The organism is Candidatus Synchoanobacter obligatus (assembly GCF_024259865.1).
Classification (GTDB): Bacteria; Pseudomonadota; Gammaproteobacteria; order Comchoanobacterales; family Comchoanobacteraceae; genus Synchoanobacter; species Synchoanobacter obligatus.
Genome location: NZ_JAKUDN010000002.1, coordinates 542,329 through 568,097 on the forward strand (window position 1 = coordinate 542,329; position 25,769 = coordinate 568,097).

Annotated in this window: 19 protein-coding genes; 8 read left to right on the forward strand and 11 right to left on the reverse strand. The window is 39.4% G+C overall.

The features are described from left to right. Nucleotides 1-9: 9 nt before the first annotated feature. From MKS91_RS04525 to MKS91_RS04535, 3 genes are all read right to left on the reverse strand, one after another. Entirely contained in the window at nt 10-7,998 is a 7,989-nt protein-coding gene (locus MKS91_RS04525; RefSeq protein WP_258569653.1) for an SNF2-related protein, read from the reverse strand. 1,052 nt (nt 7,999-9,050) lie between these two features. Then, nucleotides 9,051-9,788: a hypothetical protein gene (locus MKS91_RS04530; RefSeq protein ID WP_258569654.1), complete on the reverse strand. Its 738-nt coding sequence runs from the start codon at nt 9,786-9,788 to the stop codon at nt 9,051-9,053. Between the two features lie 355 nt (nt 9,789-10,143). Continuing rightward, nucleotides 10,144-10,806 carry an SDR family oxidoreductase gene (locus tag MKS91_RS04535; RefSeq protein ID WP_258569655.1) on the reverse strand — a complete coding sequence of 221 codons (663 nt, stop codon included), beginning with the start codon at nt 10,804-10,806 and terminating at the stop codon, nt 10,144-10,146. A 136-nt stretch (nt 10,807-10,942) separates the two neighbouring features. Between MKS91_RS04535 and MKS91_RS04540 the strand changes: the two genes are divergently transcribed. From MKS91_RS04540 to MKS91_RS04555, 4 genes are all read left to right on the forward strand, one after another. Further along, nucleotides 10,943-12,559, forward strand: coding sequence for a hypothetical protein (locus MKS91_RS04540; RefSeq protein ID WP_258569656.1), 1,617 nt, complete (start codon nt 10,943-10,945; stop codon nt 12,557-12,559). After that, nucleotides 12,556-12,993, forward strand: a complete 438-nt coding sequence (locus MKS91_RS04545) for a hypothetical protein (RefSeq protein WP_258569657.1) — start codon at nt 12,556-12,558, stop codon at nt 12,991-12,993. The genes MKS91_RS04540 and MKS91_RS04545 overlap by 4 nt, the downstream gene beginning before the upstream one ends. 158 nt (nt 12,994-13,151) lie before the next feature. Then, nucleotides 13,152-14,738, forward strand: coding sequence for a hypothetical protein (locus MKS91_RS04550; protein WP_258569658.1), 1,587 nt, complete (start codon nt 13,152-13,154; stop codon nt 14,736-14,738). Between the two features lie 32 nt (nt 14,739-14,770). Next, complete coding sequence (locus MKS91_RS04555; protein ID WP_258569659.1) at nt 14,771-15,127, forward strand: hypothetical protein; 357 nt, start codon at nt 14,771-14,773, stop codon at nt 15,125-15,127. An 18-nt stretch (nt 15,128-15,145) separates the two neighbouring features. Here MKS91_RS04555 and MKS91_RS04560 read toward each other — a convergent pair whose 3' ends face one another. Further along, nucleotides 15,146-15,991 carry a hypothetical protein gene (locus tag MKS91_RS04560; protein ID WP_258569660.1) on the reverse strand — a complete coding sequence of 282 codons (846 nt, stop codon included), beginning with the start codon at nt 15,989-15,991 and terminating at the stop codon, nt 15,146-15,148. A 96-nt stretch (nt 15,992-16,087) separates the two neighbouring features. Here MKS91_RS04560 and gltX point away from each other — a divergent pair, with 96 nt between their 5' ends. Next, on the forward strand, nt 16,088-17,491 hold the full coding sequence (gene gltX / locus MKS91_RS04565; RefSeq protein ID WP_258569661.1) for a glutamate--tRNA ligase: 1,404 nt from the start codon (nt 16,088-16,090) through the stop codon (nt 17,489-17,491). Here gltX and MKS91_RS04570 read toward each other — a convergent pair. After that, nucleotides 17,466-18,755: an MFS transporter gene (locus tag MKS91_RS04570; RefSeq protein ID WP_258569662.1), complete on the reverse strand. Its 1,290-nt coding sequence runs from the start codon at nt 18,753-18,755 to the stop codon at nt 17,466-17,468. The two genes, gltX and MKS91_RS04570, sit on opposite strands and share 26 nt — an antisense overlap. Beyond that, a complete protein-coding gene (locus MKS91_RS04575; RefSeq protein ID WP_258569663.1) occupies nt 18,752-19,990 on the reverse strand; it encodes a trypsin-like peptidase domain-containing protein in 1,239 nt (412 codons plus the stop codon). Before MKS91_RS04575 ends, MKS91_RS04570 begins: the two co-directional genes overlap by 4 nt. Nucleotides 19,991-20,135: 145 nt before the next feature. Between MKS91_RS04575 and MKS91_RS04580 the strand changes: the two genes are divergently transcribed. Further along, nucleotides 20,136-20,729 carry a hypothetical protein gene (locus MKS91_RS04580; RefSeq protein WP_258569664.1) on the forward strand — a complete coding sequence of 198 codons (594 nt, stop codon included), beginning with the start codon at nt 20,136-20,138 and terminating at the stop codon, nt 20,727-20,729. Here MKS91_RS04580 and MKS91_RS04585 read toward each other — a convergent pair. Then, complete coding sequence (locus MKS91_RS04585; RefSeq protein ID WP_258569665.1) at nt 20,719-21,657, reverse strand: RluA family pseudouridine synthase; 939 nt, start codon at nt 21,655-21,657, stop codon at nt 20,719-20,721. The two genes, MKS91_RS04580 and MKS91_RS04585, sit on opposite strands and share 11 nt — an antisense overlap. A gap of 250 nt (nt 21,658-21,907) precedes the next feature. Here MKS91_RS04585 and bamD point away from each other — a divergent pair, with 250 nt between their 5' ends. Then, a complete protein-coding gene (gene bamD / locus MKS91_RS04590; RefSeq protein ID WP_258569666.1) occupies nt 21,908-22,570 on the forward strand; it encodes an outer membrane protein assembly factor BamD in 663 nt (220 codons plus the stop codon). Here bamD and MKS91_RS04595 read toward each other — a convergent pair. Then, a complete protein-coding gene (locus MKS91_RS04595; RefSeq protein ID WP_258569667.1) occupies nt 22,559-22,912 on the reverse strand; it encodes a hypothetical protein in 354 nt (117 codons plus the stop codon). The genes bamD and MKS91_RS04595 overlap by 12 nt on opposite strands. A 38-nt stretch (nt 22,913-22,950) precedes the next feature. On the opposite strand from MKS91_RS04595, the gene MKS91_RS04600 reads away from it, so the two are divergent. Continuing rightward, nucleotides 22,951-23,763 carry a hypothetical protein gene (locus MKS91_RS04600; protein WP_258569668.1) on the forward strand — a complete coding sequence of 271 codons (813 nt, stop codon included), beginning with the start codon at nt 22,951-22,953 and terminating at the stop codon, nt 23,761-23,763. Here the strand turns inward: MKS91_RS04600 and ubiG are convergent. The 3 genes from ubiG to MKS91_RS04615 form a co-directional block, all read right to left on the reverse strand. Further along, nucleotides 23,744-24,409, reverse strand: a complete 666-nt coding sequence (gene ubiG, locus MKS91_RS04605; RefSeq protein ID WP_258569669.1) for a bifunctional 2-polyprenyl-6-hydroxyphenol methylase/3-demethylubiquinol 3-O-methyltransferase UbiG — start codon at nt 24,407-24,409, stop codon at nt 23,744-23,746. The genes MKS91_RS04600 and ubiG overlap by 20 nt on opposite strands. Beyond that, on the reverse strand, nt 24,396-24,701 hold the full coding sequence (locus MKS91_RS04610; protein WP_258569670.1) for an Hpt domain-containing protein: 306 nt from the start codon (nt 24,699-24,701) through the stop codon (nt 24,396-24,398). The genes ubiG and MKS91_RS04610 overlap by 14 nt, the downstream gene beginning before the upstream one ends. 286 nt (nt 24,702-24,987) lie before the next feature. After that, a complete protein-coding gene (locus MKS91_RS04615) occupies nt 24,988-25,656 on the reverse strand; it encodes a Bax inhibitor-1/YccA family protein (RefSeq protein WP_258569671.1) in 669 nt (222 codons plus the stop codon). Between the last annotated feature and the right edge of the window lie 113 nt (nt 25,657-25,769).

The following is a 25,769-nucleotide window of genomic DNA, read 5'->3' on the forward strand; positions in this document are numbered from 1 at the left end:
TCGATAAGTTCACAAACCTCCCCGAGGATTCTCAGCTGACTTTTTCTGGCTATATTTTGGGTAGATAAAATTAAACATTTTACGATCACGTTCATAAATAGTCTGGTGGAGGACTTTAAATGATGGAATAGTGTGTCTAAGTATAGTTTGTTCCACATTTAGTCGTTGCGTGATGAAGCTGTATAATTCTTCATTTTGTAATGATTGCCGTAAGTTGAGTAGGGTTTTAGATTTCTGCTCAGTTGTACAGATAAACCGAATGGTGTAACCAGCACGGCCATAGTGTTTGCTGTATTTATATAATAAGTCATAGGTATGGTTTCTAGTGCCACATGAGGAAAATATTTGGTATGCATTAATATATAAAACAGGTCTAGCAGATTGCGCTGCACTACCACCACCTGGCTGGACATGTTGTATGGGCAAGGCGGGAGCAGGGGCTTGAGGGGCCTTAGGCGCAGGTTGGTGGCGTTTTGAAACAGGCAGGCTCTCTTCTGGTGCTTCTGCAATAGATGGGAATTGCTCTTGGGTATTAGCGAGAAGTATTCGGAATGAGCTTAAGGTTGTGGGTAGGTCAATATAGCATGCTACTTTATAAAGTAGATGGGATAATGTCTCGCCAGGAATGTTTGTTTTAATGGATGCGATTAAGCCATTAATATGTTCTTTTAGCCCATCACGTGTGCTATAGCATTCTGGAAAATCTTCAATGAAGCTATGCACGCTATCAGCATTCACAGGACTATCGTAAAGCGCTGCTGATTTAGCGATAATATAAGCAACTCGTTTTATAAATGCATTTTCGATAAGTGAAATACTTTCTGCAGAATAGTCAGTAATTGATGCTTGTTCTAATAGCATTAAACTGATTTTTTGGTACGTGCTAAATATTTGTGCGCTGAGCAAATTGGAGAGCTTAATAATTCGGCTATGTATTTGTTGGCCTGGTTGCATCCTGTGGGTTTGTCCATGTAGAGGGAGCTTGCCAATGCGGCCGATACGGCCTCGGAATTGTGTGTCAGGCGTGAATCCTGAAAGACCTGCATCAATTAGTATGTCTGCAGATAATGATATACCTTCTATTGCTGTGGGTGTGCAAATGACAATACGTGTCACAAATACTTCATATAGTCGTGAGACAACGGCTTCAAGTAGACCGCCGCTATTTTCATTAAAGCGTTTGGTATGCCGCCCAAACTGTTTTATAAATTGAGCGGAAATAGTCTGCTTTAAGGGATGGCTTTTAGCACGAAGTGTTTCAGACAGAGCAAAGCGAAAAGTATCAGAGAAGCTAAAAGTAGTTTCGTTGAGTTGGGTTAAAATCTTACAATGATCTTTTAGATGGACTAAAACCATTCCTATTTGGGGTTGTTTGCATTTAATGCCTCCTTTTAGTAACTCAGCACGAATAGAGTCAACGGATATAATGTTATTAAATAGGTTTTTATTTAGTATATTTTGACGTTCACTGTTTTGGCCAGTTAAAGTTGTGATGGCTATATGCGAGTACACTCTATGGATACTTGCCAATATGGTTTTTGCTTCTAAATAGGTTTTAGAAAAAATGGCTATTTGAGGTACAATCCCATCTTTTTCTTGGGATTCTTTTATGAGTCGAAGAATGAACTGTACTCGAGGTGACTGCTTAATGAATTTTGCAAAATTCTCTTTGCTCAAACCAATAATAAGGGGGATGGCTTGCTCGGGTTCAACTTTGGGATAGTATGTGGTATCTCGTGAGTTTAATCGAGAAAGATATGCAAAAAGTGTGGCCGGTTTTCCAGATTCTTCATTTGTTGATTGCTCATAGGCTTTTTTCACATCTGTGTAGTATGCCTGTAGCTCAGGGGTGATTTCCACTTCATGGTGTTCGATGTGTACAACACTTTCATGAGGAACACTGCAAAGATCACAGTGTCCTGCTTTGGCAGGTATAAGCCTTTTGTACTCATGTGCATGTAATGCTGGTCTTAGATCTTTAGATGATGTTAGGCATAGCTCTATAAGTTGGCTGGTAATGCCAATAAGCTTTGCAGATCTTCCCAGCTCATGAAGTAGCGCATCTGCTGATAATATTTGATCATCATGTGTGAATGTTTTCATGAGTTTTCGGAAAACAGCGTCAAGTTTATCCTCTGCGTTTATTAGTTTGTCTATGGTAAATTGTAGGCTTGGGCTCTGGGTTAGAAGCTGTTTTGCAAGAGACAGAAGGTTGCCCATTTTACTAATAATGGGTGTGGCAGTATTTAACAGTAGGAGACGGATGCTGTTAGTTTCGATGAGATCAGAGAGATTCTTTTGGTTTTGTGATTTGTTACAAAAAGCATGTGCTTCATCAACAACGAGTGCATCAATTTCCAGTTGGTTATCTATGTGCGTTTTTAATGAGGGATGTGATCCAACTATAACAGTATGTTTGAGGCTATTATGTTGAACTGTGATATGATGTTTTTCATATGTGGTTTTAAGCACACAGATATCTGATAATTCTTTTTTCCAAACATCAATAACCGTTACTGGACAAACAATAACAGTTGTTGTAGGTCGGAGGGAAATTTTTATCATTCGCATGACAAGTGCAATGCTCAGTAGTGTTTTACCGCCCCCAACGGAGAAATTAATGATATTTCCTGGCAGGCTTGTACGGACGATCTTTTGAAAAGCATGAATTTGGTGTGCTCGAGGGGTGATATGGTTGGGTAAAAACGCTTCGATATGGTCAAACGATTGAGGGCGTTTAACTGCTTGCATCAGGACAGTGATCTCATGTGCTGCTTCTTTGATTTCAAGCGTACTAAGCATCTTTTTCAGTTTTGAACTGGATTGGTTAATCACTCTTTCCCACCATGAATTTGCGCTTTTAGCAGTTTGTGCTCTTTGAGAGTGAAGGGCAGCGCTGTTTGGTGCACGTTTTTTAACAGAGTCACTAAATTGACAGTGTGGTGAAAGTAGTACTAGCTGAGGCATGGTTTTAACATGCTGTTGTAACTCATGGATTTTGAACTCTTGTGTTTCTGTCGGTAATGACAAGCGAGAAAAGAATTTATTTTTTGTGTATGGATCTTCTGAGAGGAACAGTGTGAATTTAGCAGATTTAGTATGATTTCTTGTTGGGTAGCACCATATAATAGGTACAGTACTGCGTGTGTTTTGTAATGATGCAGATGTTATGATTTCATTCTTTTTTAGCTCAATGAGTTTGCTTGCTAGTTGTTGGTCTAATTGGTGGGTATTCGTAAGGGCAGGAGGCGAGCATGGAATATTTAGGCGTTGTATGCTCCATAAGTATTCACTATCAATACTGCTAATGTCATGAATATAGCAGCAGGACTGATTGAAGAGAGAACAAAGTTGATCCCATAAGATTGTTTGTTCTTCAGTAGGCAGACTTTGTATAACTGGTGTAACAAATGATAAAAAATGTTGTAAGTCTGCTGCTTTAAGGGGAAGTGCTATACGCCCAGTTTGGCATAATGTTATAGAGACCAGAGCTTCATGTGATTGATAGAGGCTAGCAAGCATTTTTTTACAGTGGGTAAGAAGATTGTTGGTGAACAGTGACATAGGAGGCAAGGGGCATTCTGATCTTGCTGTATATGTTTCAATGCTAGGATCTAACAATATGGTTGTTTCGCTCACTCTAAATTGGTCAAGTTGCTTTAGAAGAGCCTTGAAATCAGCAAGACTCATGGCTGTGACGCCAAGCTGTTCATACAAAGTTTGTATTAACATGGGCTTGGCAGTTTCTTCTTGATTATAAATATGTTCAAGAATATCTAAAATGTGCTCAGAATACATACTGATTTTTTGAGAAATATCATCAAAAGCGCTTTCTGTATCAAGTTGTGATGATATTCTATAGCCAGTGTGTACAAGGCCACCATCAGGTTGCTCGACTTTGACGAGATAGCCATCTTGAATTAATAAATCAATAATAGAATCTGTGATGCTGCTGTCTATATCCATCGATTCCTGCACTTTAATTAAATCTATTAAAGGCATGGTTCGCTGATGTGCTAATAATATTTTAATACAATTTTGTATCAGTGGGTTTGTTTTTTTAAGCGCTGCTGGCGTTTCTTTTTGAGTGTTAACGTGCGATAGCGTTTCTGCATTAACCATTAGTTGTGCATTTTCTGTTAATTGAGAAAACAGTTCTTGGTAGGTTGTGAGAGTTTGGGGTAGGAGTGATTGCACCAGCTGTTTTTCTGAGTCAGAGGCGATATTCACTTTGGTTTCTGCAAAGTGATTGATAATCTGGGCGATATACTCAGTTTCTTGAAGAAGAGTAAAATGACTGATGAATGCTATAGCTGTTTCAAAGCACTGGTGGTCTATTAAGGCTATAACCGCTTCAGTCATTCTTTGAACTTCTTCTGGAGGAAATTCAAAAGCCCATTCAATGTCTAGAGCGAGTTGCTCTTGCTTTTTGTATAGTGCAATTAATTCTTGTGCTGCAGGGATAAGTAGCGTTGGGTGGGAAGGAACATCTGCTATAAAGATGATAAAAGGGAACTCAATTGCCATTTCTGTAAATACACTGTTCCATGCACTTTGAATATAATGTTTTTGAATTGTTTGTGTCAGTGATCTTGGGTCTATGAGGTAAGTAAAACTATTATCTAAGGATTTGTGTAATTGAGCCCGGTGCAGCACAATGTGGTTATAAAGGTATCGCATGTCTGCTAAAGACAGCTGGTTACCTTCTAACGCATCTTTTAGATATGCATTAGGAGCGCACTGGATCAGTAGTAAGCTTTCTGGGTGTTGAAAAGAAATATGTTGAAGGAATGATAGCCATTGCTCTTTGGAGCTATGCTCAATAAAATACACAATAATAGATTCATTGACTTGAGGTGGCAGATCGCAGAGCATATTCGCCATGTTAACAAGGTCCTCTTTTTCAGAGGAGTGAAGAATTTCTGCAATAGATGTGCAGTAGGTATCGTGACTAAACAAGGCTTGATACTTGGCCATGTCCTTCATGCAAGCATCAGAGTGGAGCGTATGGCTGTTGAGTTGATCAATGGCAGTGGGAGAAAAGCAGAGTGGTTGTAGGTAGGCGTTCTCAGGCTTTTTAAGTAGCGCTTGGTAGATGCTTCTGAAAGATAGGTGGTTGTTTTTGAGCAAATAGTATATTGATGGTCCTACGTTAGTTTTACTAAATAATGTCATTAAAGCTGCGAGTTCACTTTTAGATACTTCAAAGGTATCAAGAATATATGATACAGCTTTAAGTATGGTGTCTTCTGGAAGATGCTTTGGAATGCTAGGGAATTTTTGAGTTCTTTTGTAGAATGCCCAGACATGTATTGCTAGTGATGGACTAAATTTTCTGTGTTTGATCACAGGAAATCTTTCAGGGGAACGAAAAACTTGATGGCATTGTGTGATATTTGAGACAACTGCTTTCATATTAGCTGTTTTGGATAATGAGACACCTTTGCTGATTAGTGTTTTATCAAGATCTAGGCCTTCTTCAGACAATGACCAAGGTGTGAATCTCTCAAAAATATCATGTATTGCTGCGGTATTCAGATTGCTATCTGTGATTAATTTAATCGCCTTGGCTAGGGATTTATTAAGGTCAGAGAATGCTAAGTCATCTTCTATTTTTGCGTCAGGGTAGAGCAGTTGATAGGATAGAATATAGTTTGGGTAGTAAGTTAAGAGTGTGTCTAAAACCTGATCTTTGCTCATAGAGGAGTGTGCTAGAACATGGAGAATTTGTGCCATGGTTATGCGTAGGCCCATACAGGATGTCATGATTTGGTTAAATTTTTCAGGGGTGTTGAACTGTGCATGTTGAAAAAAATCTGTAAAATCTACGGCTGTGATATATGGTAAAATACTAGAAAATATCTTTGGAGTCACATGATGGTACTGGAATGTTTCGCTAATTAAGCGTTGGTGTATTTTTGCAGGAAATCTAGGCATAAGGGGGAGGATTTTTTCCCAGGCGAGAAGGTTTATTTTAACGCGACCAACCGCCAGGCTAAGTTCACACTTTTTGCCATAGGTTGTACTGATGTTTGAAATATCAATATTTAACATTCCAGCAAGTTCGCAGAAATCATACCAAGGCATATCTCTTGGTATACCATGTTGAGTATAGTTTGCAATGATAGCCTGATATGTTGCGCATAGTTCTCTGGGTATCGCAGTATAGGCTGTGCTGTTTGCCCAGGAGAGTAGGATTGGTATAAAAAAAGTTTGATCTCTTAAGAAGGGGTACTGCTCAATAAGTCTGAGAGTCGTTTCATTAGCCGTTTTTTGGGTATAGTATGATTTAGCATATTGCAACACTTTTTTGGTTTTATCGAGACCTACAGCAGTCAGCTGCCCCTCCTGTAAGTAAGGGCCCACTACTGCAGGATCTAGTAGGTCCTTTTCGGTATTTGAAAGATTCATAGCTAAGTAGGGCATGATTGTTAACATAAAGTTAGCAAGATATTTAGTGTCTTCATGTTTGAGGTACTCTTTAATAAGCGCTAGCGAATACTGATTGGTGAGAACTTCAGGGTACAATTTTACGAAGTGTTGTATGTATGGGCTTGCTTGCTTTTGGATGATGCATTGCCATGTTTCTGCCATTACAGGCGAGTGATGGGGAAGGATTTGAGCTAGGTGCCCTTTTCCTCGTGGTTGGAACCACTCCATAAAAATCTCTTCTTTTCGGGTGACTTCCCTAATGAAGGCCTTTCTATATGCTGCAGATTCTAAGGCTTTGACCATGAAAGTACGATATTGCTTGTAGGCAATTTGATAATGGTCTGAGGCCAATAAACAGATTCCTACAGCTTCAGGGATTAATAAATGAAAGGGTTTGAAAATACGGTGTTTTTCAAAACATCCTAAGAGGCGACTACTCTGAGTACTGTTTGGCATTTTGGTTAGAAATGACATAAGGTAGCTTTGTACTACGTCTAATGATGCACCTTTAAGTTCCTGCTCAAGATGCTGGGATAATTCTATAGCTGATATTTGTTTTAAGGTACAGACTTTTGCCGTCTCTCTTGTGACAACAAGTTGCTGTGTTCTAATGCAAAACTCAAGTGAGGGGATGCAGTGCGCTATCACTGTTAATATTTCAGGGGAACTTGAAAAGCGCTCCCATTGATACTTAAAGTGGTAGTTAGAGAAAATGGGGTCACGTAATATGGTTTTAAGCGCAGCAGTCTTTCTTTCTTGTGCAAGCTCTATAATTGATAGGGCATAATAATCTTTTTTACCAAAGTGTGGTTGCAGAATGTTTGTAATGACGAATGGCATTTTGTGTCTATACTGAGTGGAGATAATTGTTTGAATAAGCGCAGTAGGGAGTGTGCGAGGTAGGCTATGGTAGTGGGTTGGCATTAACTGTTCAAGCTGTTTAAACCCCCCATTCTTAATCAGTCCAGTAAATATCGCTTTACAAATTTCACCAGAGCCTGAAAATTGAGTTAATAGATCATTAATTTGGCTTGTGCTGAGTGTTTGACATATTTTTTGGCAAAGTTTAGGCTGGTGTCGAGAGTCAATAGATATCAATTTTCGGATAAAACTCATATCTGCTGTTTGAGAAATCAGCAGTATAAGAAAGTTTGCGTTATCGTGTGTTGTGGGCGCTGTGGTATACAAATATTCTAATGCGTGGAAGGCGCAGCCAGGTTGGCTATGTATGAATGGTTTGCTCATATAGCGCAATATTCTATGGTCTAGTTTTGTTGTGTTAAAGAGAAGCACCATGATATCAGCGATAATGTTTGTTGATTGAGAAGGCGTGTCTTGTATATTTGCATGTAAGATAAATCCTTTGAGTGCTTTATCAACCCAGACTGTATCTGCATAATGCTCGGAGATAATAAAAGACTTAGCTTCAGAAAAACTAGGGGCGATAGTAGATGTTGGAGAAAAAAAGGGCACTGTGTGCATACGCAGCCATACAAATAATATTTTTTCTAGACAAGCTTGGTTTTTTTTATAATCTTCCGAGATGGGGTGTGTAGTTTTTTTCATTATATTCTTCAAGTCTGTATCTATGTATGATAGTCGTATATTAAGGCTAATGCGTCAATGATTTTCAATATTTATTTCGGGTTACAGGCCATTCTCGTTTTGTTTTGTGCACAGTAGCGAGTCACACTTCCCTATGCTTGGTAATTGGTTTCATTATTGTGATAGTTGATCATAGGAAGCATTTTAAAGCAGCCTCATATCTCCTCTTCTAGGTAAATATGATTTGAGGGATACGTCATGTTAATGGTGAGATATTAGAATAGTAAATAGCATATGCTATGCTGGTTCGCGGCTCGAATTAAACCCTTTGTTTTTAACGGTATTTTTCGGATTTATGCTATTATATAATTAAATTAAAAAAGAAGATAAAATATGTTAATGATTGTTAGCTATTCGGCTCGTTCTTAACATGGTGAGTAACTTTTTTCAGCTTATCTATAATCAGTTTTATGGCCGATTGTTATTGTATTGCATGGATTATTAATGGTATTACTGCTGTTTTGGCTGCCTTTACGTATCGGGTTATTGTCCCGTTATAGAATGTTTGGTTAAACTGGTTTTTCGTGCCATTGTGGGATTTTATTTATTCTGTTGTCAATTTAGTAGCAAGCATTGTGACTTGGAAGAATATAAGTCATTTATTATTCATCATAGATATTATTCTTCACCCATTAATTGCCCTTCATATTGCTATTGTTGCTCCTGCGCTAACAAATAAATTTTTCCTTTGAGCAGGTGTTGCTGCTCTATTTATTATTCCAGCTTCATACTATAAAATTTGTGAGTATAATAAAAACATCCAGGATCCTAAGAATCAATGAGCCTATGTTTATAAGGTGTTTTCTTTAGCGATATATTCAATATTATCATTTGCAACAATTAGTAGTTTAACTGAGATTTCTAAAGTGCTACATGTTGCTGTATAGTCTAAGTTGATATAGATAATGGTATTTTTGGTTATGATGTAACACTTATTCATACATAGTATGGATGTATGGTGGTTGCTACTAAGGAGGGGGGAAAGCTTGTGTGTGTCAAGAAAAGCTCATAGCTTACTTCCTTTTCTTTTTGCTTTTACGCTTATAGATAACGCTAGCATATGCTACATAGGCAAGTTGCTTAGGGCAATCTTCCAGCTTCGTTAAATGATCAAAGTCTAAAAATACACGCCCAGGATAGAGAATCATAGGATGCCCTTGGACTGTCGCGTAGGTAAAGCATGCGCATTCTTCCAAAACAAATTCAATAGACATTTTAAATGCGTCACTTTCATAAAATGTTTCCTTGTCAACCTGGTGGTGGAGTTTTAAAAAAGAACATACAAACTCTCTCATCACGTGGGCAAAGGGGCCATTTTTAGCATATGCAGATTTGAAGTCTTGTAATATATGTTGAAAAGCTGGGGCCTTATAATATTGCTCCCAGTCAATAATACGTGGGTTTAGGTTAGGAAGACTTACCAGTGTGGGGTTTAGTTCTTCATTGATGTAGGTATATTGTTTGTCCATGGCCATTTTTAAGCCCTCTTCATGGTTTATATGTTTTGACGCCATATAAGCATAACGGTATAGATAACCAGGAGTTACTATAACCAATTTTTTCTTAGAATTTTCTAGATATTTAAGGAATGAGTACAGTCGGTTTCCAAAAAAGTAGGGGTTTGCAAAGCTGGTATATATGGTGCAGGGTAGTTCTTCAAGATCTTGATTTGTATAGTGTGGGGAATAAATCGTTTTCAGTGATATACGATAGTGCTGCTCAAGGGGCTTTACACTAGTTTGCGCATCCATGCTTTCTTCCTAAAGTGTGACATATCTAAAAAAATATACTATCTTTTAAACGGTAGCACAAGATACAGGGCTTTTAATTATTTTCTTATAGGTTATGACGGCAAAAAGTATTGTAAAAAAGTCCGATCATATATCCTGATATGAAGCCATGAAGCACTGAAAATATAAAGAGTATCAAGACCCCTCTTGGACCTGTTCCTGTCCCAGGGTAGAGGGCGTCAAGTGCTTCAACATATGAGCTTTCAATGCCTAAAAAGTGGGAAAATAAACCAATCAGAAGCGTTGTAAGGCCCCAGGTAGCTGCTAATGAAAATCCAACCCCGATTTTATTGAGTTTGTGCATGAGTATCTCCAGTTACCAAGGTAGTTTATGGCCTTCAGCATGCCAAAACTGCCCTGTATTTTCTAAGGTTAATGTTGAAATAAGTTTACAGATGTTTTGAGCAGCTTCCTCAGGTGAGAGATATCCTTGGTTATTGGTCATTTCTGTTTTAATATAGCCCGGGTGTATTAGAAAGACTCCAATACCTTGTTCTTTCAGGTCATGAGCCAAGTTGCATCCTGCAGCATTTAAAGCGGCTTTGCTCATTCTATAACCATCTAATTGCCCTGAGGAATTATCACTCATTGAGCCCATTCGACTTGTCATTAGAACAATTTTAGCATTCGGCTTTAAGTGTGGTATAAGCATTCTCGCAAATATAAGTGGGCTTATAGCATTTGTTTGTAATTGCTGCTGCAGTGTTTGTTCGTGTTCTATGATTTCATTGGAATCTTTCTGCAGAATACCAGCATTTAAGATAACAAGATCTAAGTTTGGTAGTTGCTTAATTGCAGCCAAACGATTTGAGTGGTGATTGATATCAATGTCCTCAATGATGGTTGTATTGGGAATGGCTACCAAATCATCTGCTCTTTTTCGGCATAAGCAAAAAATATGGTTATTATCTGCTAAATACCTGGTTAAAGCCAAACCAATGCCTCTATTGGCTCCTGTAATACATACCTGTTTCATCATTATGGTCATCCTTTCCGTATCATAATTATAACATATGGCCAGATAAAGTAAAAAGCAATTCAGGTTGAGACGCCATACGGTATTGGATTTGGATGTATATTTTTTTATGGTAGCGATTATTTGGATGGGAGATCGAATGACTGCAGTTGATTTAACCGTAGTATCAAAGACAGTCTGGCATAAGCTAAGTGCTATGAAAATGGCAACATGGGAAAATGGAATAGATCTACAATTGTTACAAAGGTTATTATTGAATTATCTGGATAATGTAGACTGTTTTGAGCCAATTATTGATGTATCTCAAAATCTATATCAGCAACTTTGCTGGGTATATATGTATCAGAGCATGACGTTCTCTGAGAGACCCTGTAATGATATTTTGTGGTTTGCCGGCATTGATCTGGGTTTTAAAGGGTTTTTGAGTAACTACATAGAGTTTACGACCAGTAGGCTATGGTTAACGCTGATTCCGGCATCCTATCGTTACACAGCAGATTGTTTTTATAATCGGTTTTTTTTTGGTGCTCACCTCTTACAAGCATGGTCAAGAAACCATCAGTTTCTATGTTACTATTATGCTTATTATATGCTTTTAACAATGCCACTTGAGAATACCCCAGAGTTATGGTTACGATATATCCGCCTCCATCGAGATCTTATTGCGTATTTACAATCATTGCAATCTCAAACCTGGTTTTGGCAATTCGGTCTTAGATCCTTATTATTGAAAGCTATTGATCAGTTGAATCAAGACATTATCGCTCTAAATCTCAAGCTAAAGGAGCGCTTCAATATAGACAAATGCTGTGTGCAAATTGGGGATATGTTATTGCAAGAGGGGTTTTATCCTGAGCTGTTTCAGTTTGTGTTTTCGGCCGAGGAGGTAGACGCCTTAAAAGTTGGTTGGGAGATGTATGCGCCAGAATGTTTGGTTGTTTATAAAGGCCTAACATCAGATATATTGTCACCAGAAGAATATGAACTGTGGTGTTCAAGATATTTGATCTTTGATGAGAGAATGATCTTAAGTGGTGGTAGGCAAGGGTACTTATATGCTCATATTATTCATCGTCTATTAAATAGTGAACCAATAGATGGATCAACATTGGCAGCACTTTTTGAGAAAACCATCTCAAAATCTTTTGGTTTTTGGTATCAGTTTCAAGTCATAGCAAAACGCTATAGTAATGAAACACATGAGACATGGGTACATAAAAAAATAATGAGCTGGCAATATGTGCCAGGTTCAATATTTTTAAATTCTCATGAGCCTATTGTGCTGGCAAAGGTACCTATAAAAGATTATCCGGGTTTTGTGATGAGTTTTCAGCGTAGTCATAATCGTCAGTCGATGCGAGAAAACTGCAAACAATTGGCGGATTTATCGTTTCAGATAAGTACGGGTTTGACGTTTCAAGCACTTAAAAGCGCTTGGGTGATATGGCAGTCACTGGATTGTGTGATGCGCACCCCAGTCTATAATCTAGAGTCATTTCATAAAAAGCTATTATTTTGGTTGGATAGCCATGAGTGCTTGCCTATTCAAGTGAAATACCAGCTGCAAGCGTATATGGCAGTTCTTGCAAAATATATATGGTATCAGCGTTGGGATAGAAAACGTGTTTCAGATGTATCAGGACAGTTTTCCAAATGTCCACATATTGCTTGGCGTATTGGTATGCAGGATATGAAGCAGTTAGCAGATACACCTACGTTTCATCATCAATATTTATCAGGAGATAACAGTCTATGACGTATTCTAAAGACCTTTTGGTGACTATGGTGCAAGATGCTTTGGTGGCATACCGGGCTACAGTCAGCACAGTCAAGCCTTGGAGGCACAGTCAAATGAGTAAAATTCTTCAGTTGTGTGAGAGTTGTCAAAGTGACTTTGTTTTATTGTGTAGTATTCTTAAGGTAGTAGAAGAGATTGATAACGCAGCAAGCTCTGGAATAAGGCGTTTTTTTCTTAAGCCCTCTCGTTTGACTCATTTGATTAAATCGGTTCTTTATGAATACAAAGTGCTGACATTAGAGCACCAAGAAGCAGTCCATCCCGGCGAGATAAGTAACGTTAGCCGGCTATCCCATGAGCAAGAGCCTGTTGTGATGATTCCTGATCAGCATTTGATGCAACAAGAAGCTATTGATATTGTGTCACGAGTGAATTTATTAACACATAATTAGAACCATACATAGAAAAAAACACTATAATTATTGTTTTGAGGAAACAATACTGTTCTGAATACATACAAGCACCATTGTTTGGCAATGATTTGTAGATAAAAGTATTTACTTTTAGTGTGTTAGAGTTATATTTGTGGCATCAATTAGGTGACAAATAAATGAAAAAAATTGATAGTATAAATGCAGCAGTAGCTGCACAGTTAAATGGCATAACGGATAATCAGATCATACTATGGTTTGATGATCTTGTTGGTTCCAATAATATGACTCAGTTTGGGGAGCTATTTAGAGCGACATTTGAGTATAAAAAAGAGTGGGCAGGTTTTCTCAAGGATAAGTTTATAAAGAGTGAACCCAGCATAGCGTTATTACAAGAGATGGTGTATGCCTATCAAAATGCAGGTCATTATGATCAATATTATAGACCTCTTAGTATGATGATTAACCATGATGATTTCAATACGTTGACGCTTCTTAATCAGGTTTCTGCTATTGTTAAGTTAGCATATCTTCAGTATATAGGTTATAGCAATCTTACTGCTGATATTGCCCCAAAAGAAGCGCTGAAAAATTTTCAAAAAGCTAGAGAGCATGATGGATTTAAGGAGAGGAAAGCTGTAGCTCAGGCTGAGAGTATTTATCGTATCGCACGGCTGCAGAATGAAGGGTTCAGTGATCTTGATATTCATGAGGCGAAACAAGAGGCATATACAAATTTTCAGACAGTCAGAAAGCATGATGGCTTTGGGGCCTTACAGGCTGTAGATCAGGCTTTCACTCTTTATAATATAGCCATGCTCCAGTTGGTAGGATATAGCGATCTTGATCTTGGTGGCGCTAAAAGAGAAGCACTCAAAAATTTTCAGTTAGCTCAGGCGCATAATGGTTTTCATGGGGTATGGCCTGTAGATCAGGCCAGCACTATTTATTGGATAGCACAGCTACAGTATGACGGATTCAGTCATCTTTGCCCTAAGGAAGCTAAAGAAGAAGCGCTGCGTCATTATAAAGAAGTAAGAGTACACGGCGCATTTGAGAGGTTGGCGGATGTCATTCAAGCGCATACTCTTTATAGTATTGCATGCCTACTAAAAGAACGAGGTACGGCTGAAGGGGAAAAAGAAGCATTCATCTACTTTCAACAAGCAAGAATGCATGGTGGTTTTTTGAAGCTAAGTAATCTGAGGCAAGCTGTTGCTATTTTTTATATAGCACAGCTACAGTATGACGGCTATAGTTCTCTAAACCCCACTGAATCTAAGCAGCGAGCGCTTCGTGATTTTAAGCAAGTAAGAGCTCATAACGGGTTTGGGGATATCAAAGCGGTATTTCAAGCCCTAACTATCTCTATGATAGCTACCTTACAGGCTTATAGCGCTAATACAATTGAGTCTAAAAAAATAGCGCTTAAGAACTTTCAAGATGCTACTAGGCATACTAGGTTTGAAGATTTGACAGATGATATTAAGTCCTCAGTGCTTATAAATATGGGAGTATTGTATGAAATTTATAAATTTGGTTTGGAGGATGCATTAGAAAGAGCGTTGGACTCTTATAGAAGAGTTGCTGAAGATTCTAAAAATAGTCAAGTAGCTAATGCCAACATTCAGAGAGTAGAGGCTAAGATTCAGAGAATAAGTGTTCAAAAAGCAGCACTCAGTCTTGTGTCTCTGGGGTCTAATCGTCAGGCTTCTTCTAGTGATAAGGAGTATGGTAACCCAGCAAAGAAACCTAGATGTACCTAGAAGAGTAGCCCGACAGTTAAATGATACATCGGATGTTCAGATCTCACTATGGTTTAGCAAATCTATATCTTGGAGGACTTAGTGATCTTGGGATTAATGCAGCTAAAAATGAAGCATTCTTGATTCTTTTACTATTAAGAGGCCATGCTGGATTTGGGCTGCTAGGAGATTCTGACCGGTCGAATGTGCTGATGAATATAGGGATATTATGTGAGCCAGGGCCTTCTGGTTTAGATGATCGCAGCGTATTTAGGGTTGATACTAACGCACTTTCTCCGGAATCTATAAGGCTAGAAGGTATCATTGAAAAGCAAGCTCCAGTGTCGCCTCAGTCAAATAATTACTGTGCTAAGGAAAAGGGTTCCTTAGCAAAAAGACCTAGATTTTAATGAATTAAGTTAACCTTGTTATTGGTGTAATAATCGACTATGAGCAGTAGGTTGCTCTTTTTGGTTTGGGGCCTTTGGGCAGGAGTCCATCATGCAAAGGGAGGTTGCCAATATGATACTATCGGGTAAAAATTTAAAACCTGAGGGGAGCATTAGACGGCATATTAACAGTTGTGGAAGATAGTGCAGTGACCTGTAATATGGTGAAGGGGGATTGGAGAGTGGGTCCATTAAGTGGAAGTCTGCCTTTTTATGCGGTGAGTCATACGATAAAAGTAATGCATATGTGGTCATAAAGCTGGTTAGGGGATTTGTGAATAATATCAGGACCAAAATAGAGACACATGCAGCGACCATTGGGTAGCTTAATGTGATTCGAGAATGTAATAGAGCCTTTATGCTTAGTGATAGATAATGTTTGGAAAATGCCGCACTAAACCCAAATGGTTCCCAGCCTAATCGAATATGATGACAGCCCTTAATTTTTTGACGGTATAGGGGAATCCAGTGTCGATATTTTAAAATCAATGTATTGAGATGTGTGGTGATTTTTGATGAAAGACTGTCTCTTGTTGTTCGGCCCATGCCTGAGAATGATACCGTGTTGGATGCTGTCTGTTGCGGCGTGGAGCTGTTGAAAATTTTCTTCCAAAATTCTGACTGTGCATTAGATATTTTTAAAAGCGGCGGGGGGCTTATTTGGTAGTAAGACTGATAGAGCTGATTCAGGGTGTATAGAGTGAATGCTATGATTTGGTATTGGGGAAACCATATTGACGTTAAAAAGATGCTTGCTAATAAGAGCGTATGACGGGTGCGGGTATAGTCTGGAAACATCACTGTTAACCTATTTATGTATAACATTATTCTAAGTTAAACCGGTCTTCTTTGCTAGTTGGAAGATTGCATTAGTTGAAAATTTTTATTATGATCAGAGATATATTTTACAGGAGAGTACCGATGTCGATGAGGGTTAGATTTGCACCATCACCAACAGGATCACTACATTTAGGGGGTGTGCGCACCGCATTATATAATTTCTTATTAGCAAAAAAGAATGGCGGAGCCTTTGTCATTCGGGTTGAAGACACAGATTTAGAAAGAAACCAGCAAGGTGCTGAGAACAATCAGTTGGCAGATTTGGCATGGTTAGGGATTGAGGCAGATGAGGGCCCTAATAACCCTGGTGATTATGGTCCGTATTATCAAAGTAAACGTCAGGATATCTATCAACAGCATGCAGAGACCTTGGTAAAAGAAGGGAAAGCCTTTTATTGTTTTTTAACCGATGCTGAGTTAGATGCACTTCACTCCCATGAAAACCGTCAGCTGAAAAGTCCTTATAGAGATACGTCTTTAGAAGAGGCTCAAGCAAAGATTGATGCAGGTGAGTCATGTGTCATTCGCTTTAAGAATAATTGGGATGATCGGGTGTTTCAATTTGACGACCTTGTTCATGGAACGACTGAGCTGGCTGGAGATATGGTTGGTGATTTTGTATTGATTCGGTCAAACAAGCAGCCAGTGTATAACTTTTGTTGTGCAGTTGACGACCATTTAATGGCAATTTCACATGTATTGAGAGGAGAAGAGCATTTGTCTAATACCTTAAGGCAATTGATGATCTATGATGCTTTTGGTTGGGATATCCCGCAATTTGGTCATTTATCGATGATTTTGGGGGCGAACCGTAAGAAGTTATCGAAGCGAGATGATGCGGTGTCGGTAAAAGATTTTGTGTCATCAGGGTATTTGCCTCAGGCGATTTTAAATTATGTTGCGCTATTGGGTTGGTCTCATTCTGATGGTGAGGAGAAGTTCACGCTTGATGAGATGATCAGTTCTTTTACGTTAGACCGTGTGAACAAATCTCCTGCCATGTTTGACCGAGACAAACTAAACTGGTTGAACCATTACCACTTAAACCAATACCGTTCTGAAGAGGTGGCTCAGGCACTGCAAGATATTTCATCGTCGCCTTTGTTGAATGATACAGTCTGGTTTGAGCAGTTTTGGACACTGATAGGGCATCAATTTCATACTCTCCTTGAAGTGAATGACACCTTAGCGTTCTTTGAGCAGCATGAGATTCGAGATAAAGAATTACTATTGGGTGAGGGTAGAGACGTTGTCACAACATTTCAGGGAATTTTATCCAATGAATCAAATTATAGTGAAGAGGCGTTTTTATCAGCCATGAAGGCAACGGGTGAACAAATGGGTGTTAAGGGCAAGCGATTATTTGCACCCATTAGAGTAGCACTAATTGGTATCCAGTCTGGTATGGAGCTAAAGGTTATCGGTGCCTTGATGACAAAAGATCAGGTATTAGAACGTATCAACGCGGCTCTTTTGGTAGGATAACCTCTTCAGGAATATTGACATAGGCAAGGCCAATGAGCCCGATGATTAGGAATACGATTATCGTGCTCATGCCTAAGGTTTGAGAGCCAGTGTAGCTTGTAACAAACCCAAGAGCCAGGGGGCCTAAGAAGGCTGTGATCCGACCAGACAAAGCATATAAACCAAAAAATTCAGCCTGAGAGTCTAAAGGACACATTTTGGCCATAAGAGAGCGGCTTGACGTTTGTAATGGTCCAACAAATGTGGTGGCTATCAGCGCCAATGACCAAAATGTAGATAGATCATTGGTTGTCAAAAGAAAGTATATGGTCACAGACAAAATGGCCAAACTTCCCATAATGGTCTTCTTTTCTCCAAAAACGCTGTCGCTATAGCTGGCTAAAAAGCAGCCTAAGCCTGCTGTCAGGTTGCAAGCAATGCCAAAGTAGATGATATCTTCAAATCCCATATTGAAGGTGCTAGCGGCATAGATGCCAGCAAAGCTAAATAAGGTATTGATACCATCGGTGTAGATCATACGGTAAACAAGGAAGTAGTAAATATAGGGTGTGGACTCAGTCTTTTTAATAGATTGTCTAACCTGGCCAAATGCTTGGTGTACAATACTTCTAAGCGGGGGTAGCTGGAGGGATGATTTTTCTGATGAAATAAATAGTATGGGCAGTGAAAACGCCAAATACCATGTTCCAACGATAGGACCAATCATTCTAATATGAGCGGCATTGCTCTTTGTTATCAAGCCAAATAATGGTTGGTCTGGTAGTACAATGGCAACCAAACAGAGTCCTAGGCAAAAAATCCCCGCAATATAGCCAAGCCCCCATGCAAATCCTGATATTTTACTGAGGTCTTTCGGTGTGGTAACTTGTACCAAATAGCTATTGTAAAAAGCGCTTGAGACCTCAAAGCCAATAGAGCCTGTAATGCAGAGTGTCATGGCTAAAATCATATAGTCAGGACTGGGCTGAACGAACCACAATAAGTATGCACAAATGATATTGATGGCTGTGAAAAAACGAAACCAAGAGAGGCTGTTTTTTAGCGTGTCAGATATAACGCCAGTGATAGGGGCTAAAATGGCAATAATAATACCAGAAATAGTCAATGTATTGGCCCAATAGATATTGCCTTCCACAGGGTTGCTGGCAACCGAATTGACAAAGTAATTGGAAAAAATAAAGGTTATAATTAGAACAGGCCACACACTGTGCGCCCAGTCATACAAGCACCAAGCGAACTGGTGGTATTTGGTCGGTTTCATCATCTTATTGGTACGAAAAATATTTGTTGCTGTCGTTGTATTTCAATTAAATGGGTTTTATTTGGTTGAAATGCATTCTGTTTGATGTCATTAAAGCTTCGAATTGGGATGTTGTCAACTGATTTAATAACATCTCCAGTTTGTATTCCGCTGAGAGCGGCGCTTGAAGGATATGATACTTGGTGAACTTCAATACCTTGGTCAACTTTTCCATCCAGTTGCATATGTTGGTACTCCATTAAATTAAGTCCCCAAGTGCCTAGAGAATTATTGGGCCTTTGATGGGGCGAGTCTGTTTTAATTCTTGTGGTAAAAACTTTATGTCCCCGTAAATAGCTCATGGATAGCAGGGTCTGATTTCCCTGGGCTGTGATCAAGCTTGCAAAGTGCTGTGGCGATAGAATGTTAATATCATTCACCGCTAAGATAACGTCTTTAGCTTCTAAATTAGCCCGTTCTGCAGGTGAGCCGGGGTATACTTCGCTCACAAGTACACCATCATGATTAGAAATGTCTAACGCATCTTTTATTTCAGGGGTTAGTGACTGGGTGGCCATACCAATCCAGCCAGGATTTACATGACCTTTGTTAATTAATTGTTTGATTACGGGAGTTGCGATGTCTGCTGGGATAGCAAATGCGATACCGATATTGAATTTAGGACCAAAAATACCACTGACAATTCCTACTAACTCACCATTTTTGTTTACCAATGCGCCACCAGAGTTTCCAGGGTTAACGGCAGCATCAACTTGGATATAACTTTTAACTCTTGAGCTCAAGCTCACTTGCCGATCAATGTGACTGACAACACCATGGGTCAGTGTTTGGTCAAAACCAAATGCATTTCCAATTGCTGTCACAGAGTCACCTGCATGCAAGTGGTGTGATTCACCAATTGATATGGGCTTAAAGGGTTGGTTGGGCAATGGCTCTATTTTTAGGACACTGATATCAAACTCGGGTGCTGCACCTATGACTCTTGCAACTGCTCTTTGCCCTTCGTGGGTCTGTACAACAATCTGCATGGCTTGTTGGATAACATGATGATTGGTGACAATATAGCCATCTTCGGATACGATGACGCCTGAGCCAAAAGCCTTGTTTTGCCCGGTGTTGTGGTCATAATACTCAACATAGACACCCACAACTGACTCCATGAAGTCATGAGGAGTATTATCAGAACTGGCTAGTGAAGCCAATGATAGGAAAGTAAAAAACACTCTGAGAAAAAACATAAAGTATCCTCCTTGGTACTTATGAGTTATTCTAAAGGATATTACTTAAGCTTGTCAATCGTGATCTTAAAAATGGTTAACACGGGAACTTTACATGCTGTTTTTGACGGTGTAATATATGAGAACATGTTCTATGAGAGCCGAAATGAGTAAAAAGAAGATTATATTAGCGATGTTAGCAAGTGTCTGTTGTGCAGAGTTTCTTGTTCAGGGGAGTTATTCCTTTCAAGTCAATGATACGCTGAGCAAGTTGTCAGGTTACGATGTTAAATATACGCAGGAAGAAGCCTCACCGTTGGATATTTCTGTAGGGTATATGATCTCGTTTAGAGATATTGTGGTTATGCCAGTGATGCTTGAAGGGAAAACAACAACGGTTGAGTCTTATGTGAATCCTGAAAAGATTTCGGCAAATGATCTGGCGCCTTTAGAAGTGATGTTAAAGCCAGGTTTGCGCCTAACAGACAACGATGTGTATATGATGTTGGGATATCAGGTGGGTAGTTTTACACAGCATGTTGAAACAGAGGGACATGCATTTGAGTTGAATGTGAAGCCTTGTTTTTATGGGGCAGGTTATACAAAAGGTATGAGTGATTATTTGGATTATATTGCTGAAGTAAAGGTCTATTATGACTCCATGTACTCGTATGCTTTAGATACCGCGACAATGACACTCGACCCAGATCTTAAAATATCAGATGCACGGGTTAGATTGGGCTTTAGGGTTAAGATCTAAGGGCCCCCAGAAGTGCTGAGAAGTCTTCAGGGATTGGGCATTCCAGTTGAACGATTTTGTCTTCTGAGGGATGTTGAAATGAAAGGAATCCAGCATGCAACGCTTGTCGCTTGAAATTATAGAGAAGATTTAGCGTCTCTGTGCTCAGTGACTGGTGTTTTAAATATTGCCCGCGATGGTAGGTTAAGTCACCAACAACAGGGTGTTTGATATGGCACATATGGACACGAATTTGATGGGTTCTTCCCGTTTCAAGTTGAACTTTTAATAGCGTATGAGCTTCAAATCGTTCATGAACTTTGTAGTGCGTGATAGCCGTTTTCCCATGTGCATTAATGGCGAATTTTTGTCGGTTTTTAGGGTGTCGGGCTAGAGGCTCATTGATGGTGCCCCCTCGATGCACAACACCTTTGACCAGGGCCAAATACTCTCTTTTGATATGGCGTTCTGCCATGGCTTGGTTCAAATGATAGTAGCTCTCAGCGTTTTTTGCAATCAGTAGTAGGCCGGTTGTATCTTTGTCCAGTCGGTGAATGAGGCCGGCCTGAGGTAATGCTTCATTGCCAGGGTAGTAGGCTAAAATGGCATTTAGCAAAGTTTGGTCTGGTACGCCAGCACCGGGGTGGACAACAAGACCAGCAGGTTTGTTAATAACAAAGAGATCAGCATCGTCATAGATAATATCAAGAGGAATGTTTTGAGGTTTGTCATGAGTAATGGTTTCTTGTTCTAATGTCAGAGTTATGTCGTCATGAGCATTTACCAAGACTTTTTTGCTGGTTTGAGTTTCACCATTAATCGTTACCTTGCCGTTTGCAATGAGTTTTTGAATGTTGGCACGTGAGATGTCTTGGCAAAGTGCTGCAAGCGCGGCATCTAACCTTTTTTTGTCATGTGCTTCGGGAATTGATAGATTACATATATTCATAACCTTATCATAGTTTTTTTTTAAGAGAAGATCAATTGTTTATCAATGCGCTTCTATGGGGTTAAAAGTTTAGGATAGGTTGACTTTTTTCACCTTTTGTGTTATTTTTCAGTGCCTTTTTTGTTTAGGGTATGATTTTTGTATAAAAAGCTTGGGCATGGTAATAAAAGTTGATATGGTGGTGCCGTGGAGACTTTATATTATGAATGTGTTTAGAAGGCACAAATAATTGGAAAAAAGGAGGTAAAGTATGATGAAAAAACATATTTTTGTGATTGCAGTAGTCATGTTGTTAGGAAACGTTGTGGCCGCTTTTGATTATGAGGCTTACTCAGCTGATGAAATTTATTCGCAGATAGAACGTAAAGAGCAGCGAGCTGACTACAAAGAGGTAAGGGATTCAGCTGAGTTTTTTGTTGCGCACTTTCCGCTTGATGAACGTATCGATGCCGTGCGCTTAAAACTGGTGTCTGCGTATATTGACAGTCGACGGTTTAAGTTAGCAGCAACCTATATAGAACAGTTAAGAAATAGTGTTTTGTTAAAAAAAACCTACCACGAGGACTTATCGTTTTACGAGATTAAACTGTATGTAACAAAAAGCAAGCATTGGATGGCAGAGTTGTTTAAAATGAAGCAGGTTTATAGAAATCATGGAGAGATTGAGAAAGCAGTGCAGCAATTTGAGACTTTTGCAACACTATATCCACGAAGTCAGTATCTGGAGCCATTGCGTGAAATGCTAGCTGATACACGGTTTGCTCTAGCCAACCATGAGCTGGGTATCGCATTGCACTATGCTCAGAAGGGTAATCTTGATGCAGCAAGCCAACGATTGGATCGATACTATGCTGGATATGCGGACATTGATACGCCACTTTTAGAAAAAGTGCTATCTTACCTAGAAGGCTAGGGGAAAGATCACCAGTTGGTAGTCACGGTTTTCTGCAATAGATAATTTTGTCATCTGGCATGCTGCTGCTATTTTTAAAAGTTCTATTTGAATATTTTTCTGCCAGTAGAGATCAAGAAGGCTAGGGTTTGGTGTTATTTCTGGCCAAGATAAAATTTGCTGGACCGGTAAGCGCATGGGGTGGTTAATCCATGTATCGGGTGTCAACGCATCAAGTTCTGTTACCAGCCAAGTTTTGGTGATCAAAATAGGGCATGTATAGGTATTTTGGTTTACGATAATAGATTGATCTACGTGGTCAATCATTGGTGCGTCTGGCAGTTGGGTATGGTTGGTTTTCATGATAAGATGGCTAAGTAATATTATGGATATGGTAGCCGATGTTTAAGCAGATTACGATTGTTCAATTGACAGATATGAATCCTTTGTTTGATATTAGGTTGTCCTGGCCTGAGGTTTCGCTAAAGAAAACAGCGTGTTACTCTAACATGGCGCTACTGGCTTCGGCTGGCTTGTTGGCAGAGGCAGAGGGTTTGGCAGATGTTATTTTAACCAAGAGTCATGAACCTAAAGCAAATATGATTGTTTTGCCGGTATATTATCAAAGGCGTGGTCATAATAATGTGGTGGAGGTTTTAGGGGATCTATCGTCTAGTCATTATGAAGAAATCAGCCAGCTATTGGTAGATTTTGATTATAATATTAGCCAATCTGGTCAGTTTTGGTCTTTGAAAAGTGACTGGCGTCATGTTTTTTCTGAGGATGTGGTGTCTATTGCAAGTCAGTTGCCTCATGTTGCTGCTCAAGAGATTGAAATGGCATTGTATTCTCATCCAGCCAATATAGCTCGTGAAGCTCGACAGCAAAGGCCTGTGTCAGGGTTATGGTTTCTTAACAGGTCTCCTGGAAAGGTATTTAAGATGTCCGTGGTGAGTAATGTTAAAATGTTACCACTATTGACAGATGTGTCTTCAGTAGAGGCTTGGTTGGAAAACCCCGTTCCTGGCGTTATGATTGTCTTGGGCTCAGAAGCAGGGGATTGTCAGCTAGAAAGGGTTAAAGAAGAAGTGCTGGCTTTGTTGGAAACAGGGCGGTGTGCTCAAGTCAGATTGGTTCAGCCAGGGGTTGATTATTACTATAGTGCACATTTGTTCGCAAGCTTATGTGCTCGGCTTAAGGTGGTGTTTTCTTAAAGCAAACAATATAGTTTATCCAGGTGTTGTGACACATTGAGAAGCTTTTAAAGAGGGGGTTGTATGCAATTCCTTTGATATCGACAAGCTTGAGTCCTTCGTTAGAGGCTGCATGGATCAGTTCGCTTGGCTTGATGAATGCTCGGTACTCATGGGTATGTTTCGGAAGGATCTGTAAGATGTATTCAGCGGCGACAATTGCGCCTAAAAAGGATATTGGGTTTCGATTAAGTGTCGAAAAAAAGACATAGCCATTTGGTGCTGTAATGTTAGCAATGCTTTTAATCATGGCTGCTGGGTTGTCAACGTGCTCCAGGACCTCTAGGCAGGTAATTAGGTCAAATAATTCTGGAGGACTTTTGACAAACTCTTCAAGGTAGATATGCTGATAGTCAATAACTTGGTTGTGATGTTTTGCAATATCAATCAGGTTTTCATCGGTGTCGATTCCAGTCATATCGAAGTGATGTGCTAAGGCCTCTGTTAATATGCCGCCACCACAGCCTACATCAAGTCCTCTGCCTTTTTTGATATGGTTCAATATAAACTGAGTTCTTAGGGGATTGATGGCATGAAGGGTCCAAAAAGGACCTTCCTTGTCCCACCAGGTGTCAGGATCCTCAGTGAATGGTTTATGCGTAGGCATCTTCAATTTCCTGAATAATGGTTTTTAAATGCTCAAGGTGGTCTTGGCGAGAGGATGCTTCTGTTTGTATCGATTGTAGTGTTTTTTCAAGTTCCGGTGCTGCAATATATCGAGACTGGCCAATGCCTTTATGGCATATCTTGTTAATCATATCTTGATCATTGAGGTCAAGAGAGTGCTCAATTTCTTTGATAAGCTGCCCTGATTTTTTAACAAACATTAAGATAATTTCTTTTGCTGTCTCTTCTGATCCGTAGAGCGCTAAAAGTTTTTGTTTTTCGATGATGGCCATGTTCATCTCCTTTGATGGATAGTGGATACTGTTCGAGTTTCAGTGCCCACATTTTACAGAAATGATAAACTATATACAATCGGTAATTGATGCTTTTGTCGCAGTATCTGGGGTGTTGATTTTATGTTACTTATGCAGTTGCTTGAGAAATACGATACATTTTATTTATAAGTATGCTAGTATTTCTTTAGCTGCTTGCAGTAGCGCGTTTGGACTCGCGTTGGTTCACAGGCCAATAAGGAGCTATGGATTGTTGGCAGGCATGGATTGCCGCTGTGGATCTCTTTTAATCTCTTTGGCCAGAGAAAATCAAAAATATTCTCAGTAAGCTCAAAAACAAGTTATATATTGAGACAAATAAAGCTACGGTTGCCATAATATAGTTCGTTTCGCCACCATGTATGATTTGGCTGGTATGGAATAATATATAGCCAGCTGAAATTAAAGCAAAGACCGCAGATGTGATGACCATCATCATAATAGAAGGGAAGAAGAATGAGGCGATTGCCGCGAGCATCGCAATTACAGAGCCGATAATTAGCATGCCACCCATGTAGCTGAAGTTACGACTGGTCGTTAATACATAGGCAGATAATGTTAAAAAAGTAACCCCAGTTGTGGCAAGAGACATGCCTAGGATGGCATAGCCATTGGTCGTTGAACGTAACACCATACCTAAAATTGGGCCAAGGGAGTATCCTAAGAATCCGGTAAATAAAAATGCTGTTAACACACCCATAGCACTATGACTGTAGCGCTGGGTTAAAAAGTATAAACCATAAAATCCTAAAATCATTCCAAGAAAGCCTGGGTGAGGTAGGCGTAAAATCATTGAGCCCCACGCAACAATAGCACTAAATAGTAACGTTAACCCAAGAAGAGCATAAGTGTTGCGAAGGACACTATTCGTTTCTAAATGTGAGGATTGGGTGGCGGTATGGACACGAAAATTCATGTTTGGCTCCTGTGATTATATAAATGTATTTTATTTCCATTTTTAGCAAATGTCTATGTTTTTTTGGTGACTTGTGCTTGAACAATAATGGTAAAATCTGTACTATGTCTCAA

Bases quoted from the DNA above. Each gene is read 5' to 3' on its own strand.
- MKS91_RS04525 (WP_258569653.1), bottom strand. From the start codon at position 7,998: ATGAAAAAAACTACACACCCCATCTCGGAAGATTATAAAAAAAACCAA.
- MKS91_RS04530 (WP_258569654.1), bottom strand. From the start codon at position 9,788: ATGGATGCGCAAACTAGTGTAAAGCCCCTTGAGCAGCACTATCGTATA.
- MKS91_RS04535 (WP_258569655.1), bottom strand. From the start codon at position 10,806: ATGATGAAACAGGTATGTATTACAGGAGCCAATAGAGGCATTGGTTTG.
- MKS91_RS04540 (WP_258569656.1), top strand. From the start codon at position 10,943: ATGACTGCAGTTGATTTAACCGTAGTATCAAAGACAGTCTGGCATAAG.
- MKS91_RS04545 (WP_258569657.1), top strand. From the start codon at position 12,556: ATGACGTATTCTAAAGACCTTTTGGTGACTATGGTGCAAGATGCTTTG.
- MKS91_RS04550 (WP_258569658.1), top strand. From the start codon at position 13,152: ATGAAAAAAATTGATAGTATAAATGCAGCAGTAGCTGCACAGTTAAAT.
- MKS91_RS04555 (WP_258569659.1), top strand. From the start codon at position 14,771: ATGTTCAGATCTCACTATGGTTTAGCAAATCTATATCTTGGAGGACTT.
- MKS91_RS04560 (WP_258569660.1), bottom strand. From the start codon at position 15,991: ATGTTATACATAAATAGGTTAACAGTGATGTTTCCAGACTATACCCGC.
- gltX (WP_258569661.1), top strand. From the start codon at position 16,088: ATGTCGATGAGGGTTAGATTTGCACCATCACCAACAGGATCACTACAT.
- MKS91_RS04570 (WP_258569662.1), bottom strand. From the start codon at position 18,755: ATGATGAAACCGACCAAATACCACCAGTTCGCTTGGTGCTTGTATGAC.
- MKS91_RS04575 (WP_258569663.1), bottom strand. From the start codon at position 19,990: ATGTTTTTTCTCAGAGTGTTTTTTACTTTCCTATCATTGGCTTCACTA.
- MKS91_RS04580 (WP_258569664.1), top strand. From the start codon at position 20,136: ATGAGTAAAAAGAAGATTATATTAGCGATGTTAGCAAGTGTCTGTTGT.
- MKS91_RS04585 (WP_258569665.1), bottom strand. From the start codon at position 21,657: ATGAATATATGTAATCTATCAATTCCCGAAGCACATGACAAAAAAAGG.
- bamD (WP_258569666.1), top strand. From the start codon at position 21,908: ATGATGAAAAAACATATTTTTGTGATTGCAGTAGTCATGTTGTTAGGA.
- MKS91_RS04595 (WP_258569667.1), bottom strand. From the start codon at position 22,912: ATGAAAACCAACCATACCCAACTGCCAGACGCACCAATGATTGACCAC.
- MKS91_RS04600 (WP_258569668.1), top strand. From the start codon at position 22,951: ATGTTTAAGCAGATTACGATTGTTCAATTGACAGATATGAATCCTTTG.
- ubiG (WP_258569669.1), bottom strand. From the start codon at position 24,409: ATGCCTACGCATAAACCATTCACTGAGGATCCTGACACCTGGTGGGAC.
- MKS91_RS04610 (WP_258569670.1), bottom strand. From the start codon at position 24,701: ATGGCCATCATCGAAAAACAAAAACTTTTAGCGCTCTACGGATCAGAA.
- MKS91_RS04615 (WP_258569671.1), bottom strand. From the start codon at position 25,656: ATGAATTTTCGTGTCCATACCGCCACCCAATCCTCACATTTAGAAACG.